Genomic DNA, 15792 nt, shown 5'->3' on the forward strand with positions numbered 1-15792 from the left:
CGCCGGTTTTTCGTCGAGGCGTTTCAGCCGCCACCGAATCGGCTATGAAAGGCAGCATGTTTCCCTTGGCTCGCAAGCCCCGCAAGGCCCTGAAGGCCCCGCCTCCGCCGGAACGGCGCGAGATCGACGTCAATGGCCGGGCCCTGCCGCTCACCATCAAACGCGACCTGCGCGCCACGCGACTGACGCTGCGCATCGAGCCCGGCGGGCGCGCCCTGCGCATGACGGTGCCGAACGGCATCGCCGAGCGCGACATCCGCGAGTTCCTCGCCCGCCATCAGGGCTGGCTGATGACGAAGCTGGCTAAATTCCGCTCCAGTAACGAGCTCGAAGACGGTGGCTATGTCATGATCCGCGGCATCGCCCACCGCATCGAGGCGACGGGCAGGTTGCGCGGGCTGACGGAGGCCGTCATCGTCGATGACGAGGCCGTGCTGCGCGTCGGCGGCATGGAGGAGAGCATTCCCCGCCGGATCAGCGATTTCCTGAAGAAGGAGGCGCGTCTGGAGCTGGACAGGCTGGTCGCCGTCCATGCCGGGCGCATCGGCAAGCGCGTGAAGTCATTGACGCTGCGCGATACCCGCAGCCGCTGGGGCTCCTGCTCGGCCGACGGCGCGCTCAGCTTCTCCTGGCGCATCGCCATGGCCCCGCCGCATGTCATCGATTATCTCGCCGCCCATGAGGTGGCCCATCTTCGCGAGATGAACCACAGCCCCGCCTTCTGGTCGCTCTGCGCGCAGCTCTGCCCCGCGACGGAGGAGGCCAAGCGCTGGCTCAAGCGCAACGGCAGTCTGCTGCACGCGGTGGATTTCGGCTAGGTTTCAGCGACGATCGGCCAGCGCCTCGCGGATTTTCCTGTCCGTATTGTACTGCCCCAGCGCATAGACCGCCCAGATCGCGGCCGGCAGCCAGCCGATCAGCGTCACCTGCAGGATGAGGCAGATGATGCCGGCAATCGGCCGCCCGATGGTGAAGAACACCAGAAAGGGCAGGAGGATGGCGATGATGAGCCGCATGGTCGTCTCCGGTCTTGGTCTCTTCTCAATATGGGCGCGCTGGCCGCCCATGCAAGGGCGCCGGTCCCGGCCCTTTTGCCGCCGTCTTTCGGCTCGACTCTTCTGGTGATTCGTGCGACTCCCTCGACCATGACACTCGACATCAAAATCTGCGGGCTGAAGACCGAAGAGGCCGTCGACAGGGCGGTTGCGCTCGGCGCCAGCCATATCGGCTTCATCTTCTTCCCCAAGAGCCCGCGCAACATCGAGCCCGCCGATGCCGGCCGGCTGGCGGAGCGGGCGCGCGGGCGCGCGAAGATCGTCGCCGTCACCGTCAATGCCGACAGCGACACGCTGGACGAGATCGTCGACCAGCTTTCGCCTGATATTCTACAGCTCCACGGTAATGAAAGCCCGGAGCGGGTGCTGACCGTCAAGGCGGTCTATGGCCTGCCGGTGATGAAGGCCTTTTCCGTGCGCGAGGCGGACGATCTCAAGAAGATCGACCCCTATATCGGCATCGCCGACCGCTTCCTCTTCGATGCCAAACCGCCGGCGGGCTCCGAGCTTCCGGGCGGCAACGGCGTCTCCTTCGACTGGAACCTCATGCATCTGCTTGACGGCGGCGTCGATTACATGCTTTCGGGTGGGCTGAACAAGGATAACCTCGCCGAGGCCATCCGGATGACCGGCGCGCCCGGCATCGACGCAAGTTCCGGCGTCGAGAGCGCGCCCGGCGTCAAGGACCTCGGCCTGATGGAAGCGTTTTTTGAAGCGGCACGACAGGCGGAACGCGAAACCGCCGCCGCAGGGAGAGGCAAGTGAACCAGTCACCCAACCTGAATTCCTACCGCGAGGGTCCGGACGAGGACGGCCGCTTCGGCATCTTCGGCGGGCGCTTCGTCGCCGAGACCCTGATGCCGCTGATCCTCGATCTTCAGGAAGAGTGGAACAAGGCCAAGACCGACCCGGCCTTCCAGGCGGAGCTGAAGGACCTCGGCGCCCACTATATCGGCCGCCCGAGCCCGCTCTATTATGCCGAGCGCCTGACGCAGCATCTCGGCGGCGCGAAGATCTACTTCAAGCGCGAGGAGCTGAACCACACCGGCTCGCACAAGATCAACAATTGCATCGGCCAGATCCTGCTTGCCAAGCGCATGGGCAAGACGCGCATCATCGCCGAGACCGGCGCCGGCCAGCATGGCGTCGCCTCGGCCACCGTCGCCGCGCGCTTCGGCTTCCCCTGCGTCGTCTATATGGGCGCGACGGATGTCGAGCGTCAGGCGCCGAACGTCTTCCGCATGAAGCTGCTTGGCGCGGAAGTGCGTCCCGTCACGGCCGGCCATGGCACGCTGAAGGATGCCATGAACGAGGCGCTGCGCGACTGGGTCACCAATGTCGATGATACCTATTACCTGATCGGCACCGCCGCCGGCCCGCATCCCTATCCGGAGCTGGTGCGCGATTTCCAGGCCGTCATCGGCGTGGAAGCGCGCGAGCAGATGCTCGCCGCCGAAGGCCGCCTGCCGGACATGGTCGTCGCCGCCGTCGGCGGTGGCTCCAATGCGATCGGCCTCTTCCATCCCTTCCTCGACGACAAGAACGTCCAGATCGTCGGCGTCGAAGCCGGCGGCAAGGGCCTCGACGGCGAGGAGCACTGCGCCTCGCTGACGGCCGGCTCGCCGGGCGTCCTGCACGGCAACCGTACCTATCTGCTGCAGGATGCCGACGGCCAGATCAAGGAAGGCCATTCGATCTCCGCCGGCCTCGACTATCCCGGCATCGGCCCGGAGCATGCCTGGCTGCACGAGATCGGCCGCGCTGAATACGTTCCGATCATGGACGACGAAGCGCTGGAGGCCTTCCAGCTTCTGACGAAGCTCGAAGGCATCATCCCGGCGCTGGAGCCGAGCCATGCCGTCGCCGAGGTGATCAAGCGCGCGCCGAAGATGGGCAAGGACCAGATCATCCTGATGAACCTCTCCGGCCGCGGCGACAAGGATATCTTCACCGTCGGCAAGATCCTCGGCATGGAGCTCTAAGATGACCGCACGCATGGACAAACGCTTCGCGGATCTCGCGGCGGAAGGCCGCCCGGCCCTCGTCACCTATTTCATGGGCGGCGATCCGGATTATGCGAGCTCGCTGGAGATCATGAAGGCGCTGCCGAAGGCCGGCTCCGACGTCATCGAGCTCGGCATGCCCTTCTCCGATCCGATGGCCGACGGCCCGGCGATCCAGCTCGCCGGCCAGCGCGCGCTGAAGGGCGGCCAGACGCTCGCCAAGACGCTGCAGATGGCCCGTGACTTCCGCAAGGAGGACGACGCGACGCCGATCGTGCTGATGGGCTACTACAACCCGATCTATATCTACGGCGTCGAGCGTTTCCTGAACGACGCGCTGGAAGCCGGCATTGACGGCCTCATCGTCGTCGATCTGCCGCCGGAAATGGATGACGAGCTCTGCACCCCGGCGCTCGCCAGGGGCATCAACTTCATCCGCCTCGCGACCCCGACCACGGACGAGAAGCGCCTGCCGGCCGTCCTGAAGAACACGTCGGGCTTTGTCTACTATGTCTCGATGAACGGCATCACCGGCTCGGCCCTGCCCGATCCCTCTCTCATCGGCGGCGCGGTCGGTCGCATCAAGGCGCATACGAAGCTGCCGGTCTGCGTCGGCTTCGGCGTCAAGACGGCCGAGCACGCCCGCGCCATCGGCGCGTCGGCGGACGGCGTCGTCGTCGGCACCGCCATCGTCAACCAGATCGCCTCCAGCCTCACGGCGGAAGGCACGGCAAGCGCCGCCACCGTCGCCGGTGTCGAGACGCTGGTCATGAGCCTCGCATCGGGCGTGCGCGCATCGCGCCTTGCGGCGGCGGAGTAAAGTTCCCACATGGGAACCATTGTAACGGGAGCTAGACCGTGAACTGGATCACGAATTACGTTCGGCCGAAGATCAACTCGATGCTTGGCCGCCCTGACCGGGATGTACCGGAAAATCTCTGGATCAAGTGCCCGGAAACCGGCGAGATGGTGTTCCACCGCGATCTCGAGGAGAACAAGTGGGTCATCCCGGCATCGGGCTACCACATGAAGATGCCGGCCAAGGCCCGCCTGAAGGACCTCTTCGACGAGGGCGTCTACGAGTCCCTGCAGCAGCCGAAGGTCGCGCAGGACCCGCTGAAGTTCCGCGATTCCAAGAAATACACCGACCGCCTGAAGGACAGCCGCGCCAAGACCGAGTTGGAAGACACGATCCTTGCCGGCGTCGGCAAGGTGCGCGGCGTCAAGCTCGTCGCCGTCGTGCACGAATTCGCCTTCATGGGCGGCTCGCTCGGCATTGCCGCCGGTGAGGCGATCATCAAGGCCTTCGAGCGCGCCATCGCGGAAAAGTGCCCGCTCGTCATGTTCCCTGCCTCCGGCGGCGCGCGCATGCAGGAAGGCATCCTCTCGCTGATGCAGCTTCCCCGCACCACGGTCGCCGTGGAGATGCTGAAGGAAGCGGGCCTGCCCTATATCGTCGTGCTCACCAACCCGACGACGGGCGGCGTGACGGCTTCCTACGCCATGCTGGGCGATATTCATCTTGCCGAGCCGGGCGCGGAAATCTGCTTCGCCGGCAAGCGTGTCATCGAGCAGACCATCCGCGAGAAGCTGCCGGAAGGCTTCCAGACCTCGGAATACCTGCTCGACCACGGCATGGTCGACATGGTCGTCAAGCGTCATGACATTCCCGATACGCTCGCCCGCCTTCTGAAAATCCTGATGAAGAAGCCGGCTGCATCCTCGGCAGCGAACGGCGCCCTCGCCATCGCGGCCCAGTGACATGACCGGCGTGGTGGCCAGCGAGGCGGCAGTGGAGATCGAGAAGCTTCTCGGTCTCCATCCCAAGGGGTTCGATCTTTCGCTGGACCGCATCACGCGGCTGCTCGCCGCGCTCGGTAATCCGCACCTGAAACTGCCGCCGGTCATCCATGTGGCCGGCACCAACGGCAAGGGCTCGGTCACGGCCTTCTGCCGTTCGATCCTGGAGGCCGAGGGCCTTTCCGTCCACGTCCACACCTCGCCCCATCTCGTCAACTGGCACGAGCGCTATCGCCTCGGCGTCAAGGGCGGGCGTGGCCGCTTCGTCGAAGACGCCGTCCTTGCCGATGCGGTGCGCCGCGTCGCAGAGGCCAATGGCGGCGAGAAGATCACCGTCTTCGAAATCCTGACGGCCGTCACCTTCCTGCTGTTTTCCGAGCACCCGGCGGACGTCGCGATCATCGAGGTCGGCCTCGGCGGCCGCTTCGACGCGACCAATGTCATTCAGCATCCCGCCGTCTCGGTCATCATGCCGATCTCGCTCGATCACCAGGCCTATCTCGGCGATCGCGTCGAGCTGATCGCGGCCGAAAAGGCTGGCATCATGAAGCGCGGGGCGCCCGTCGTCATCGGCTTCCAGAGCGAAGAGGCGGCCCGCGACGTGCTGATCGAGACCGCCGAGCGGCTCGGCTGCCCCTATGCCGTCTACGGCCAGGATTTCATGGCGCATGAGGAATATGGCCGCCTCGTCTACCAGGACGAGTTCGGCCTTGCCGACCTGCCGTTGCCGCGCCTGCCGGGCCGCCACCAATATGCCAATGCCGCCGCCGCCATCCGCGCCGTCAAGGCGGCGGGCCTTGCGGTTTCGGAACATGCCATGGAAATCGGCCTTGCCCGCGTCGAATGGCCGGGCCGGCTGCAGCGGCTGCCGGATGGCGCGCTGCTTCGGCTTGCCCCGCGTGGCAGCGAGATCTGGGTCGACGGCGGCCACAATCCGGGCGCCGGCCAGGTGATTTCCGAGACCATGGCGAATTTCGAGGAGCGCGAGGCGCGCCCGCTCTTCCTCGTCACCGGCATGATCAACACCAAGGACCCGGTCGGTTATTTCGAACCCTTCGGCGGCCTTGCCGAGCGTGTCTTCACGGTGCCGATTCGCGGCTCCGATGCCGGTCTCGACCCGGTCTCGCTCGCCGATGACGCCGCCCGCGCCGGCCTCGACGCTGCGCCGCTCTCGACGGTCGCAGAGGCGCTCGCCGAAATCGCCCGCATCACCGCTGAGGACTCCGTCCCCCCGCGCATCCTCATCGGCGGCTCGCTCTATCTCGTCGGCGATGTCCTCGCCGACAACGGCACGCCGCCGGCCTGAACACGGAAAGCCCATTTCTGCTCGTTATCCTCGGCCTCATGCTGAGAATCTGCCAACGCATCGGAAAATCGAGACGTCGCAGATGCTCGGGACAGGCCCGAGCATGGCGGAGGAGAGGGGGGGGGGGGGCGGATTTGTTGAACGCCGCAAAAAAGCCCGGCACGAAGGCCGGGCTTGATCTTGTCCAATCGCGGTCCGTTCAGGCGGCGCTGGAAATCCACGAGGAGAGGGCCGTCTTCGGCGCGGCGCCGACCTTGATGTCGGCGACTTCACCGCCCTTGAACAGGGCGAGCGTCGGAATGGAGCGCACGCCGTACTGGGCGGCGAGTTCCGGGTTCTCGTCGATGTTCAGCTTGGCGACCTTCACCTTGCCGGCCAGCTCCGAGGAGATTTCCTCGAGCGCGGGCGCGATCATCTTGCAGGGGCCGCACCATTCGGCCCAGAAATCGACGACGACCGGCTCTGCGGAATTGAGGACTTCGGCCTGGAAATTGGACTGGTCGACTTTGACGGTAGCCATGAGGCTCTCCTTGAATGGTGATCGTTGCATAAGATGTGATGCTGCCTGCCGCCGGTTTCAAGGCCGGCCGGGCGGCGGATCGTCCTTTCCGGTATCTCACTTCGAGGCAAGTTCGGCAAGGCTCGCCTCCATGCGGGCGGCATCCAGCCAATAGGTTTTTGCCGCTTCCGTATAGATCAGCCCGCAGCGGATTTCCCGTCCGGGATAGAGCGGGGCAAGGATCGCGCGGTAGATCGCAAGCTGCGCCCGGTGCTCGAACGGAACCTCGTCCGCCGAGCCCGGCGGCACGCGGTTCGTCTTGAAATCGACGATCTCGACCGCGCTTTCCGTCACCGCCATGCGGTCGATGCGCCCCGAAACGGCATAGTCCCGGCCGCCGAGCGCCAGCGTGCCCATGATCGACACTTCCGCCCGCGCTGCGGGCGAAAAGATCGCGGCAAGGCTTTCGTCATCGATGACGGCCAGCGCCGCCGCGATGAGCGAGGCCCGCGCGCTTTCCGGCCAGTTTGCCGCCGCCCGTTCCAGATAGCGCCGCGCCGCCGCCGCGCGCTCCATAGGTTCGAAGGCGGGCAGGACTTGCAGGAAGCGGTGCAGGATGCGCCCGCGCTCCAGCGCGAGCCCGGCCCCCTGAGCGCCGCCCTTCCGGCCGAACAGCGCCGAGGGCACCAGAAGGTCCGCCTTGTCCGTCTCGATCACCGCCGCCGCGCCGGAAGGGCTGAGCGGCCGCGGCAGGGATTTCTGCGGCGGCAGGGGACGTCCCAGCGCCTCCGGCAACGCTGCCTGCGGCTTCTGCTCGGCCGCCGCCGCGATGACCTCGCCGACCGCCGCCGCCCCGGCTTCTCGCCAGGCGAGGCCCTGCCAGCTTTCGCTCGCGGTCGCGAAGTTGGTCTCCACGCAGCGCGCGTCATCGGCGGAAAGCGCGGCCGCGATCATCGGGTGCCAGGTATCCTTGTTCTCCTGCCGGCCGCGATAGCCGCAGACGACGAGCCGGTCGGCCGCGCGCGTCATCGCGACGTAGAGAAGCCGGCGATATTCCTCCTCCGCCCCCGCCTTGATCCGCTCGGCATCCGCCTCGGTCATGGCGTTGCCGAGGTCCTTCAGCGGCAGCCAGGCCGGCAGGCCGCCGGCAAGGCTTGGTGCTGCAAGGAAGCGTAGCTGCGGCATGTGGCTGTGGCTGAAGGCCTTCGCCCCGCCGTCGACGAGGAAGACGACCGGCGCCTCCAGCCCCTTGGCCGCATGCACGGTCATGATACGGATCTCGCCGCGCGCCTTGTCCTGCTCGCGTTTGACGGTCGGCGCCTCCAGCTCCAGCGTCGAGACGAAGGCCTGCAGGCCCGGCAGGCCGTTATCCTCCTGCTCCAGCGCGAAGGTCAGGAATTCGTCGATGATCTCGCCCGCCTCCGCCCCGAGTCGGGCGAGGAAGGCCCGTCGCCCGCCGCCTGCGCCGAGGATGCGGGCATAGAAATCGTGCACGGACTGGCCGCGCGCATCGCGGATGGTGCCCTCAAGCCGGCGAACGAGCGCCGCCAGCCTCTCATCCGTCTCCGCCACGTCGCGAAGCCGCGCCCAGAGCGTCTGCTTCCCGCCGCGCCGGGCGGCAAGCTCGAACAGGGTCTCCTCGTCGAGCCCGAACAGCGGGCTCTTCAAGAGCGCCGCCAGCGAAAGATCGTCCTCCGGCAGCACGGCGAAGCGGCCGAGCGCCATCAGGTCCTGCACGGCGATATGCTTCGTCAGCACCAGCCGGTCCGCGCCGGCGACAGGCAGGTTGTGCCGCTGCTTGAGCGTGCGCGTCAGCGCGTTGACGAAGGCGTCGCGCTTGCGCACCAGCACGATCACGTCGCCGGCCTCCATCGGCCGCACCTTGCCCTTTTCCGTCACCGTCTCGCGGCCGATCCAACCGGCCAGCGTATCGGCGATGCGCCGGGCGAGCACGTTGATCGGCGCTTCCTCGGCGACGGCGTCGAAGGGCGCCGTCCAGTCCTCCTCGTCGAGCCCCGGCGGCGCGGCGATCACCTCCCAGATATCGACCGCCCCCGGCTCGCGCCCACGATTGGAGGCATGCACGATCTCGCCGCCGTCCGGCGTCAGCCCGCGCGCATTGGCGGGGTCGAGAAACACCCGGTCGACGGCCGAAAGCACGTCCCGCGTCGAGCGGAAGGAAAGCAGCAGCCGGATCGGGCTGAACGCCGCCTCCGCAACCTGCGTGCGGCGGGAGACCTCGCGCCCCTCCTCGGCGAACCGTTCCGGCCGCGCCCCCTGGAAGGAATAGATCGACTGCTTCTCGTCCCCCACGGCGAAGATCGTGCGCCCGGCGATCCGCGCCGTTTCGCCGGCGAAGAAATCGTCCGTCAGCGCCTTCACGATCAGCCATTGCCGCGGGCTGGTATCCTGCGCCTCGTCGACGAGGATATGGTCGATGCCCTGGTCGAGCTTGTAATGCACCCAGGCGCTCACCCGCTCGCGCGTCAGAAGCGCTGCGGTGCGGTCGATCAGGTCGTCGAAATCGAGCAGGCTGCGTGCGCGCTTCAGGTCCTCGTAGTCGCCGATCAGCCGCTCGGCGATGACGAGCGCGGCAAGCGTCGCCTCGTACATGCGCAAACGCCGCAGCCGGTCGTCGCAGACGATCACATGGGCCTGCGCGGCCTGCAGCGCCGCTTCGAGATGCGGCGCGCTGTCCTTTACCTTCTTGGAGAAGAACGAGCGCTCCAGGCTGCGCGGCGTGCCGGTGCCGGTGAAGAAGAGGTCGTGCAGCGTTGAGCGCCGCGCCTCGGCATCCGTCAGCCGTGCGACGCCGCGCAGCCCGGCGGCGGTTGCCTTCACCGTCTCACTGCCGAGCGCTTCGGCAGCGGCGAGATAGCTCTCCAGCGTCGCGCCCTGCAAGCCGTCGAGCGGCCAGAAGGCGGCAAGGATGTCCTCCGCTGTCTCGTCCGGCGCCAGCCCGATTTCCCGGCGAAGCGCCACCTCCGCACCGCCCGCCTTCTCGGCGGCTTCGAGGAATTCGCGGATCGGCCCACGGCTTGCGACGATGTCGGAGATCAGCTTTTCCAGCCCCGTATCGTCGGCGATGTCGAGCACGGTGGCGAAGGCGGCGGCGAGCGCCCGGTCGTCCTCGCTCGCCGTCGCGGTCAGCAGCGTGCGCCGGGCATCCGCCAGGAGCACGGCCGCCGCCCGGTCGTCGAGCACGGAAAAATGTCCGGCGACATTGGCTTCCAGCGGGAACTGGTGCAGCAGCGCCTCGCAGAAGGCGTGGATGGTCTGGATCTTCAACCCGCCCGGCGTTTCGAGCGCGCGGGCGAAGAGCCGCCGCGCCTCGGCGAGCTTGAAGAGGTCCGGCCGCTCGCCCTCGATGGCCGCCACCCGGTCGGAGAGCGCCTCGTCGGAAAGCGTCGCCCATTCCGCCAGCCGCTCGAAGACGCGGTTCGACATTTCCGAGGCCGCAGCCTTGGTATAGGTCAGGCAAAGAATGGCCGATGGCCGGCAGCCGGCGAGCAGCAGGCGGATGACGCGCTGCGTCAGCACATGCGTCTTGCCGGAGCCGGCATTGGCCGAGACCCAGGCCGAGCGGCGCGGATCAGAGGCGATCGCCTGTTTCCGCGTCGTCCAGTCCAGCCAGGCGGCGGGTTCGGTGGAGACGGGCCGGTCTTCCTCAAGCATCCTCGCCCTCCCCGCTGTTTTCGGCGGACGACCATTCGGCGACGCGCGCCAGATGGTCGTATTCCCCGCCATAGTCCCGTTCCTGCTCGGGGATCAGCCGCGAGGCGAAGCCGTAGCGCCCCGCGATCAGCCCCGTCAGCAGCTTCTCCAGCTCCGTCAGCGCTTCCTCGGCAAGGTCGGCCGCCGATTTCGGCGTCGCATTGGCGGATTTCGCATGCTCGTTGTTGACCTGCTCTTCCTTGAACCGTTCGCCGGGTTTGAGGCGGACATAAAGAAGGTTCGCCGGCTCGCGGATGCCGGGGCCACGAAACGCCCCGCGCTTGATCGCCGCCGCCTCAAGCGCGAGCTGCGGGTCGAGCAGCGCGCGCGCCACCTTCAGGGAAGGCGTGCTGCCGGTCTTGTAGTCGAGAAGATCGGCGCTGCCGTCCGGCAGGATATCGATGCGGTCGGCAATGCCGGTGAGCCGGACGCCGCTCAGCGCGAGGTCGAGCGAGGCCGGCACTTCCGTCAGGCTTTCCCGCACGCTGTCTGCCCGCTTCAAGTGCCAGTCCACGAAGGCGCGGGCGACGGCGGCAAAGCGCGGTCGCCAGACGGCGTCGATATGCGGCGGCAGGGCGACCGCGTCGAACTCCTCCTTGAGAATCCGGCTTATCAGTGAAAGCGGCTCGCCGGTCGTCTCCTCCCGCACGAAACGGTCGACGATGCGGTGATAGAGCGAGCCGCGTTCGGCCGGACCGGGATCGAGATTGAAGGGCGCGATGGGATCGAGCCGGAGGATATGCTGGGCATAGATCGCGTATGGGTCGCGCCGCAGCCGGCCGATCTGGCTGAAGGAATATTTCTTCGGCTGCAACTCCGCCGGCGGCCGTGGCGCCGGGCGCGGGGCATTCGGCACCGGCGCGCTCCTGTCCACCGCATTCGCCCAGTCGATGAAGCTTCTGCCGCGCGCGCGCAGGTCGCCGGCCAGGGCGGGGCCGCCGACGGCGAGCAGCCGTTGCAGCCAGCGCGAGGCGACGGTGGGGGCGGTGCCGTTGCGCAGCGCCCGCGTCAGGATGAGTTTCGGTGCGCCGGCGGCCATTTGCAGGTCGTGGCCGAGCTGGCCGATGCGCCGCTCCGGCGGCTCCAGTCCGATCTCCACCTTCATGATGCGGGAGAGGAAGGCGTCGTTCGCCGCCTGTCCCGGCCAGGTGCCCTCGTTGAGCCCGCCGATCACCACGGTATCGACGCTTTGCAGGCGCGATTCGAGCGCACCGAAGATGAACACGCGCGGATGGCGCATGGAGCGCGGCTTGACGCTCTCGCTCGTCGCCAGCGCCTCGATGATATCGCACCATTGCGGCCCGTCGGCCTCGATCTGCCCGTCCGTCTCGATGACGCTTTTCAGGAGGTTCGCAAGGCTGTCGCCGGCCTCGCCGGACCAGAGCGCGGCAAGGTCGCCGCGCGCGTCCGCCACCACCGCCTCCAGCGCCCGCCCGGTCCGCTCCGCCCAGTCGGAGAGCGGCAGCTTCGAAGAGAAGCGCCGCCCGGTCCGGCTTTGCTGTACGAGGAGGCCGGTCAGCGGCTCGGCGGCTTCGGCGATCCGGCGCGCGAGGTCACGAGCCAGCGGAAGGGCTTCCGCCGGCAGCGCCGTGCGCCAGAAGGGTGGGTGCCGATCCTCCGCCTGCTGCTTCATCGCGGCTTCCAGCAGCGGCTCCAGCGTGGAAATGTCGATCTCCGCCGTGCCGCCGCGCAGCGCCGTCAGCTCCAGCGCGGTCACGGCCGCGCGCATCTCGGTCTCGGCAAGGCCGAAGCGGGCGAGGGGATGTTTCAGCAGGGCGACGAGCGGCACCGGATCGCCGGGCCTTAGCGCCGCCTCCGTGAGGAGGCGCAGCAGCGTTCCCTGCGGCGTGGAGAGCAGCGGCGTGCCGGCCGAATCGTCCGCCTCGATGCCGAAGCGGGCGAGTTCCGCAGCGACGCGCCGGCCGAGCTTGCGGTCCGGCGTGATCAGCGCCGCCTGCGCGTCCTCGCTATCCTCCAGCGCGAGCCGCAGCGCGATGGCGATGGCCAGCGCCTCCTCGCGTTCGTTCGCAGCTTCCACGAGCGACACGTCGCGGAACGCTTGCGCCATCCGGCCGGCATCGAGCGTGCCGCGGGCCTCGCCCCAGCCGGCCGTCGCCTGCGTCGGCAGGAAGGCGCTGGAGAGGATCTTCGTGCGGTATTCCAGCGTCTCGGGCGGTGCGCCCAGCGTTTCCACATCGGCGCGCGTGCAGCCCATGCGGGCGAGCAGCCGGTGGAGGCCGTATTGCGGATGGCTGCGGGAGGCGGCATCCGGCTTCTGCGCGCCGTCCTGCCGGCCGACCAGCATCCATTCCGTCTCCGACATGAAGCGGTCGAGCCCCGGCAGGATGACGACGCCGTTCGGCAGCTCTGCGACGGCGGCGATCAGCCCGGCCGTTGCCGGAATGGAGCCCGTCGAACCGGCGATGATGACGGGGCCACTGGGCGGCGAATGGCGATAGCGCTCCGTCTCGGCGTGGAGCGTCGCATTGCGCCGCAGGGAGGGCGAGGAGCGGTTCAGCTCCGTCAGCCGCGCCGGCCAGAAATCGCTGGCGATCTTCAGGAATTCGGCGGTGAGCTGCCACCAGAGCGCATGGTTGGAAGTGTCGAGATTCTCCAGCGCCGACCAGTCGAGCTCCTCCGTCTCCATCGCGTCGATGATCTCGGCGAGGTTGCGGGCAAGCCACACGGCATCCGCCGGGCTTGCGGGGGCGACGAGCGGGCTGTCGGCATGGACGGACGTGACGGCGGCCGGCAGCCGGTTGCGCCAGGCGAGGACGAGGCGGGCGAGTTCGAGAAGCCGCGTCGGGCCGGAAAGCGGCTCGGCCATGTCGAGAAGGGCGGGGGCCACCTCGTCGAAGAAGCCGCTGTCGTCGTCCGTCTCGCCGAGCGCCCGGATGGTGGGCAGGATGGCCGAGCGTCCGCCGAAGAGATCGACGAATTCCGAGCGGATGACGCGGGCAGAGCGCCGGGTCGGCACATAGATGGTGACGTCGGCCAGCGCCAGCGGATCGGCGGGATCGTAGGTGAAGCCGGGAACGAGCCGCCCGTCGACGAGGCTTTGCGCGACCGTCTTCAGGAAGGGCAGGCTCGCCGGAATCGAATAGATGCGGCCGCCACCGCGCGTCGTCATGATTGCCTCCGGTTAGGAAGACCTGTGGCTGTGGCCCTCACGCCGCCGCCTCGCGAAAGGCGCCGATCACGGCCTCCGCCGCGCCGATGGCCTCGGGCGTGCCGACGGTGATCCAGTGGCCTTCCAGCATGATGCCGCGCAGCCGGCCCGTCTCGATGGCGCGGTCGAAATAGATGTTGAGGTTGAAGGCGTCGTCCGGCGCATCGTCGAGCAGCGCCGGCATCAGCGCGAGCGCGCCGGCATAGACGACGGGTGTGTCGCTGCCTTCCCGGTAGCGGGTGAGGCGGCCTTCCGTATCGAGCGAAAAGTCCTTCTTGCCGTTGTGCCCGGTCGTATCCTCCAGCTTCACGCAGAGCATGAGGATGTCCATGGTCTCGGGATCGAAGCTTTCCGCCAACCGCTGGAGATTGGTCTTCTGGCCGGGTTTTTCGCCGATCCAGAAGAGATCGGCGTTCATGACGAGCACGGGTTCGCGGCCGAGCAGCTTCAGACCCTTCGCAAGCCCGCCGCCGGAATTCATCAGCCGGTCCGTTTCGTCGGAAAGGACGATCTCCGGCACCGTCCGACTGGCGAGATGCGCCGTCATCTGTTCGGCGAAATGATGCACGTTGACAACCGCGCGCTTCACGCCCGCTTCGGCCAGCGCATCCAGCCCGTAGTCGATCATCGGCTTGCCGGCGATCGGCACCAGCGGTTTCGGCATGGTATCGGTGATGGGGCGCAGGCGCGTTCCAAGGCCGGCGGCCAGCACCATGGCGTCTTCGATCTTCATCGGGGCACTCGCGCTATGATTCGGTCGCGAGGATTCCAGCCTTTTCGCACCAGACGCGCAAGGGGGCGAGGTCGGGATGGGAAAGCGCCTGCGTCAGATAGCGGAAGGTACGCGGCATATGGCGCATATAGGCGGGCTTGCCGTCGCGCTGCATCAGCCGCACCCAGATGCCGACCAGCTTGCAATTGCGCTGCGCCGCCATGACGTGCCAGTCGCGTGAGAAGCGCTGCCGGTCGAAGCCGCTCTGTTCCTCGCGCAGCGAGAGGTAGCGGGCAAGCATGCCGTCCGCCAAGTCATCGGGAATATCGACGCGGGCATCCTGCACCAGCGAGGCGACGTCATAGGCCGACGGGCCGATCATCGCGTCCTGGAAATCGATGATGCAGACCCGGTCGATGCCTGCCGCTTCCGGCCGCCAGATGATGTTCGGCGAATGGAAATCGCGCAGCAGGAGATTGTGCTCGGCGGCCGAAAGGCTGGCGATCAGCCCGTCCCAGATGGCGATGTACTCTTGGCGCTCATCCTCGCTCGCCGGCGTGCCCCGTTTCCAGGGCAGGTACCAGTCGGTGAGGAGGCTCACCTCGATCTGCATGGCGTCCCGGTCGAAATCCGGCACGGTATGGACGATGCCATCCGCTACCGGAAGATCGCGTGCAAAAGCTTGCCCGTGCATATGCGCGAGGCAGGCGGCGCTCTCCAGATAGCGCTCCGCGATCGGTGCGCCCCCCGCATCGAGAACGCCCTCGCTGCCGAGATCCTCGATCAGGAGGATGCCCTGTTCTATATCCGTCTCGTAGATGGCGGGTGCGCGAAGGCCGCGGGAAACGAGGTGCCGGCCGATTGCGACGAACGGCTTCACGTCCTCGGCGATATGGGCGATCTGCTGGTAATATTTGCCATGGGCGAGGATCGGGCCGGGCGTGTGGCGCGGCGCGTCCATCAGCACATAGCGCATGCCGCCGGACGTGACATGCTCATAGGCGCGCACGGACGCATCGCCCGTCAGGTGCCGGCGCCTCGCATCCCGGTAGCCGGCTTCGTCGAGGAAGGCGCGGATGGCGAGGGACCGCTCGATGCGGGCAAGCGCCGGTGCCGGGCCATCGATGATGACGCGCCGGCCCTCGCCTTCATGCGTGAAGGTCAGGGTGATGCCGTCGGCGGGCAGGGCGCCTTCGCCCTTTTCCGGCCATTCGACGAGGCAGATGCCGTCGGCAAGCGCCTCGTCGAAGCCGAGTTCGTCGATCTCGGCGGCATCCGCGATGCGATAGAGGTCGAAATGGGCGACGGGAAGCCTGAGATCGTAGCTCTGCACCAGCGTGAAGGTCGGGCTCGGTACCTCCAGAAAGGCATCGTCCGCGATGGCGCGGATCACCGCGCGCGAAAAGGTCGACTTGCCGGCGCCGAGATCGCCGGAGAGCGCGACATAGTCGCCGCGCTTCAGGGCGATGGCCATGTCCTCGCCGAAGCGGATGGTCGCGGCTTCGTCGGCAAGGACGATGTCGAGCGCCATGCG

12 protein-coding genes are annotated in these 15792 nt (G+C 67.5%); 6 read left to right on the plus strand and 6 right to left on the minus strand.

Annotation, left to right across the window (positions count from 1 at the left end):
• The first annotated feature begins 56 nt into the window (after positions 1–56).
• The gene (locus DSD28_RS18890) at positions 57–818 is read left to right on the plus strand and encodes a M48 family metallopeptidase (protein ID WP_119257966.1); all 762 of its coding nucleotides are present in this window, start codon (positions 57–59) and stop codon (positions 816–818) included.
• A gap of 3 nt (positions 819–821) precedes the next feature.
• Here DSD28_RS18890 and DSD28_RS18895 read toward each other — a convergent pair whose 3' ends face one another.
• Positions 822–1016 (minus strand): YqaE/Pmp3 family membrane protein, encoded by a 195-nt coding sequence (locus DSD28_RS18895; RefSeq protein WP_119257967.1) that lies wholly within the window; start codon positions 1014–1016, stop codon positions 822–824.
• A 129-nt stretch (positions 1017–1145) separates the two neighbouring features.
• Between DSD28_RS18895 and DSD28_RS18900 the strand changes: the two genes are divergently transcribed.
• Genes DSD28_RS18900 through DSD28_RS18920 form a run of 5 tightly spaced genes read left to right on the plus strand, consistent with a single transcriptional unit; the run spans position 1146 to position 6164 of the window.
• A complete protein-coding gene (locus DSD28_RS18900; protein WP_119258023.1) occupies positions 1146–1820 on the plus strand; it encodes a phosphoribosylanthranilate isomerase in 675 nt (224 codons plus the stop codon).
• A complete protein-coding gene (trpB, locus tag DSD28_RS18905; RefSeq protein WP_119257968.1) occupies positions 1817–3037 on the plus strand; it encodes a tryptophan synthase subunit beta in 1221 nt (406 codons plus the stop codon). The genes DSD28_RS18900 and trpB overlap by 4 nt, the downstream gene beginning before the upstream one ends.
• Position 3038: 1 nt before the next feature.
• On the plus strand, positions 3039–3878 hold the full coding sequence (gene trpA / locus DSD28_RS18910; protein WP_119257969.1) for a tryptophan synthase subunit alpha: 840 nt from the start codon (positions 3039–3041) through the stop codon (positions 3876–3878).
• A gap of 38 nt (positions 3879–3916) precedes the next feature.
• Positions 3917–4819 carry an acetyl-CoA carboxylase, carboxyltransferase subunit beta gene (gene accD / locus DSD28_RS18915; protein WP_119257970.1) on the plus strand — a complete coding sequence of 301 codons (903 nt, stop codon included), beginning with the start codon at positions 3917–3919 and terminating at the stop codon, positions 4817–4819.
• Position 4820: 1 nt separating this feature from the next.
• Complete coding sequence (locus tag DSD28_RS18920) at positions 4821–6164, plus strand: bifunctional folylpolyglutamate synthase/dihydrofolate synthase (RefSeq protein WP_119257971.1); 1344 nt, start codon at positions 4821–4823, stop codon at positions 6162–6164.
• A 199-nt stretch (positions 6165–6363) separates the two neighbouring features.
• On the opposite strand, the gene trxA is transcribed toward DSD28_RS18920, so the two are convergent.
• The 5 genes from trxA to tsaE all read right to left on the minus strand — a co-directional run bounded on the left by trxA (position 6364) and on the right by tsaE (position 15789).
• Entirely contained in the window at positions 6364–6684 is a 321-nt protein-coding gene (trxA, locus tag DSD28_RS18925) for a thioredoxin (protein WP_119257972.1), read from the minus strand.
• A 96-nt stretch (positions 6685–6780) separates the two neighbouring features.
• Positions 6781–10338, minus strand: coding sequence for a double-strand break repair helicase AddA (gene addA, locus DSD28_RS18930; RefSeq protein WP_119257973.1), 3558 nt, complete (start codon positions 10336–10338; stop codon positions 6781–6783).
• The gene (gene addB / locus DSD28_RS18935) at positions 10331–13507 is read right to left on the minus strand and encodes a double-strand break repair protein AddB (RefSeq protein ID WP_119257974.1); all 3177 of its coding nucleotides are present in this window, start codon (positions 13505–13507) and stop codon (positions 10331–10333) included. The genes addA and addB overlap by 8 nt, the downstream gene beginning before the upstream one ends.
• A 37-nt stretch (positions 13508–13544) precedes the next feature.
• Entirely contained in the window at positions 13545–14279 is a 735-nt protein-coding gene (locus DSD28_RS18940) for a nucleotidyltransferase family protein (protein ID WP_119257975.1), read from the minus strand.
• 13 nt (positions 14280–14292) lie between these two features.
• Complete coding sequence (gene tsaE, locus DSD28_RS18945) at positions 14293–15789, minus strand: tRNA (adenosine(37)-N6)-threonylcarbamoyltransferase complex ATPase subunit type 1 TsaE (RefSeq protein ID WP_119257976.1); 1497 nt, start codon at positions 15787–15789, stop codon at positions 14293–14295.
• Positions 15790–15792 lie beyond the last annotated feature (3 nt).

Source organism: Shinella zoogloeoides, assembly GCF_003574625.1.
In the GTDB taxonomy this organism is placed as follows: Bacteria; Pseudomonadota; Alphaproteobacteria; order Rhizobiales; family Rhizobiaceae; genus Shinella; species Shinella zoogloeoides_A.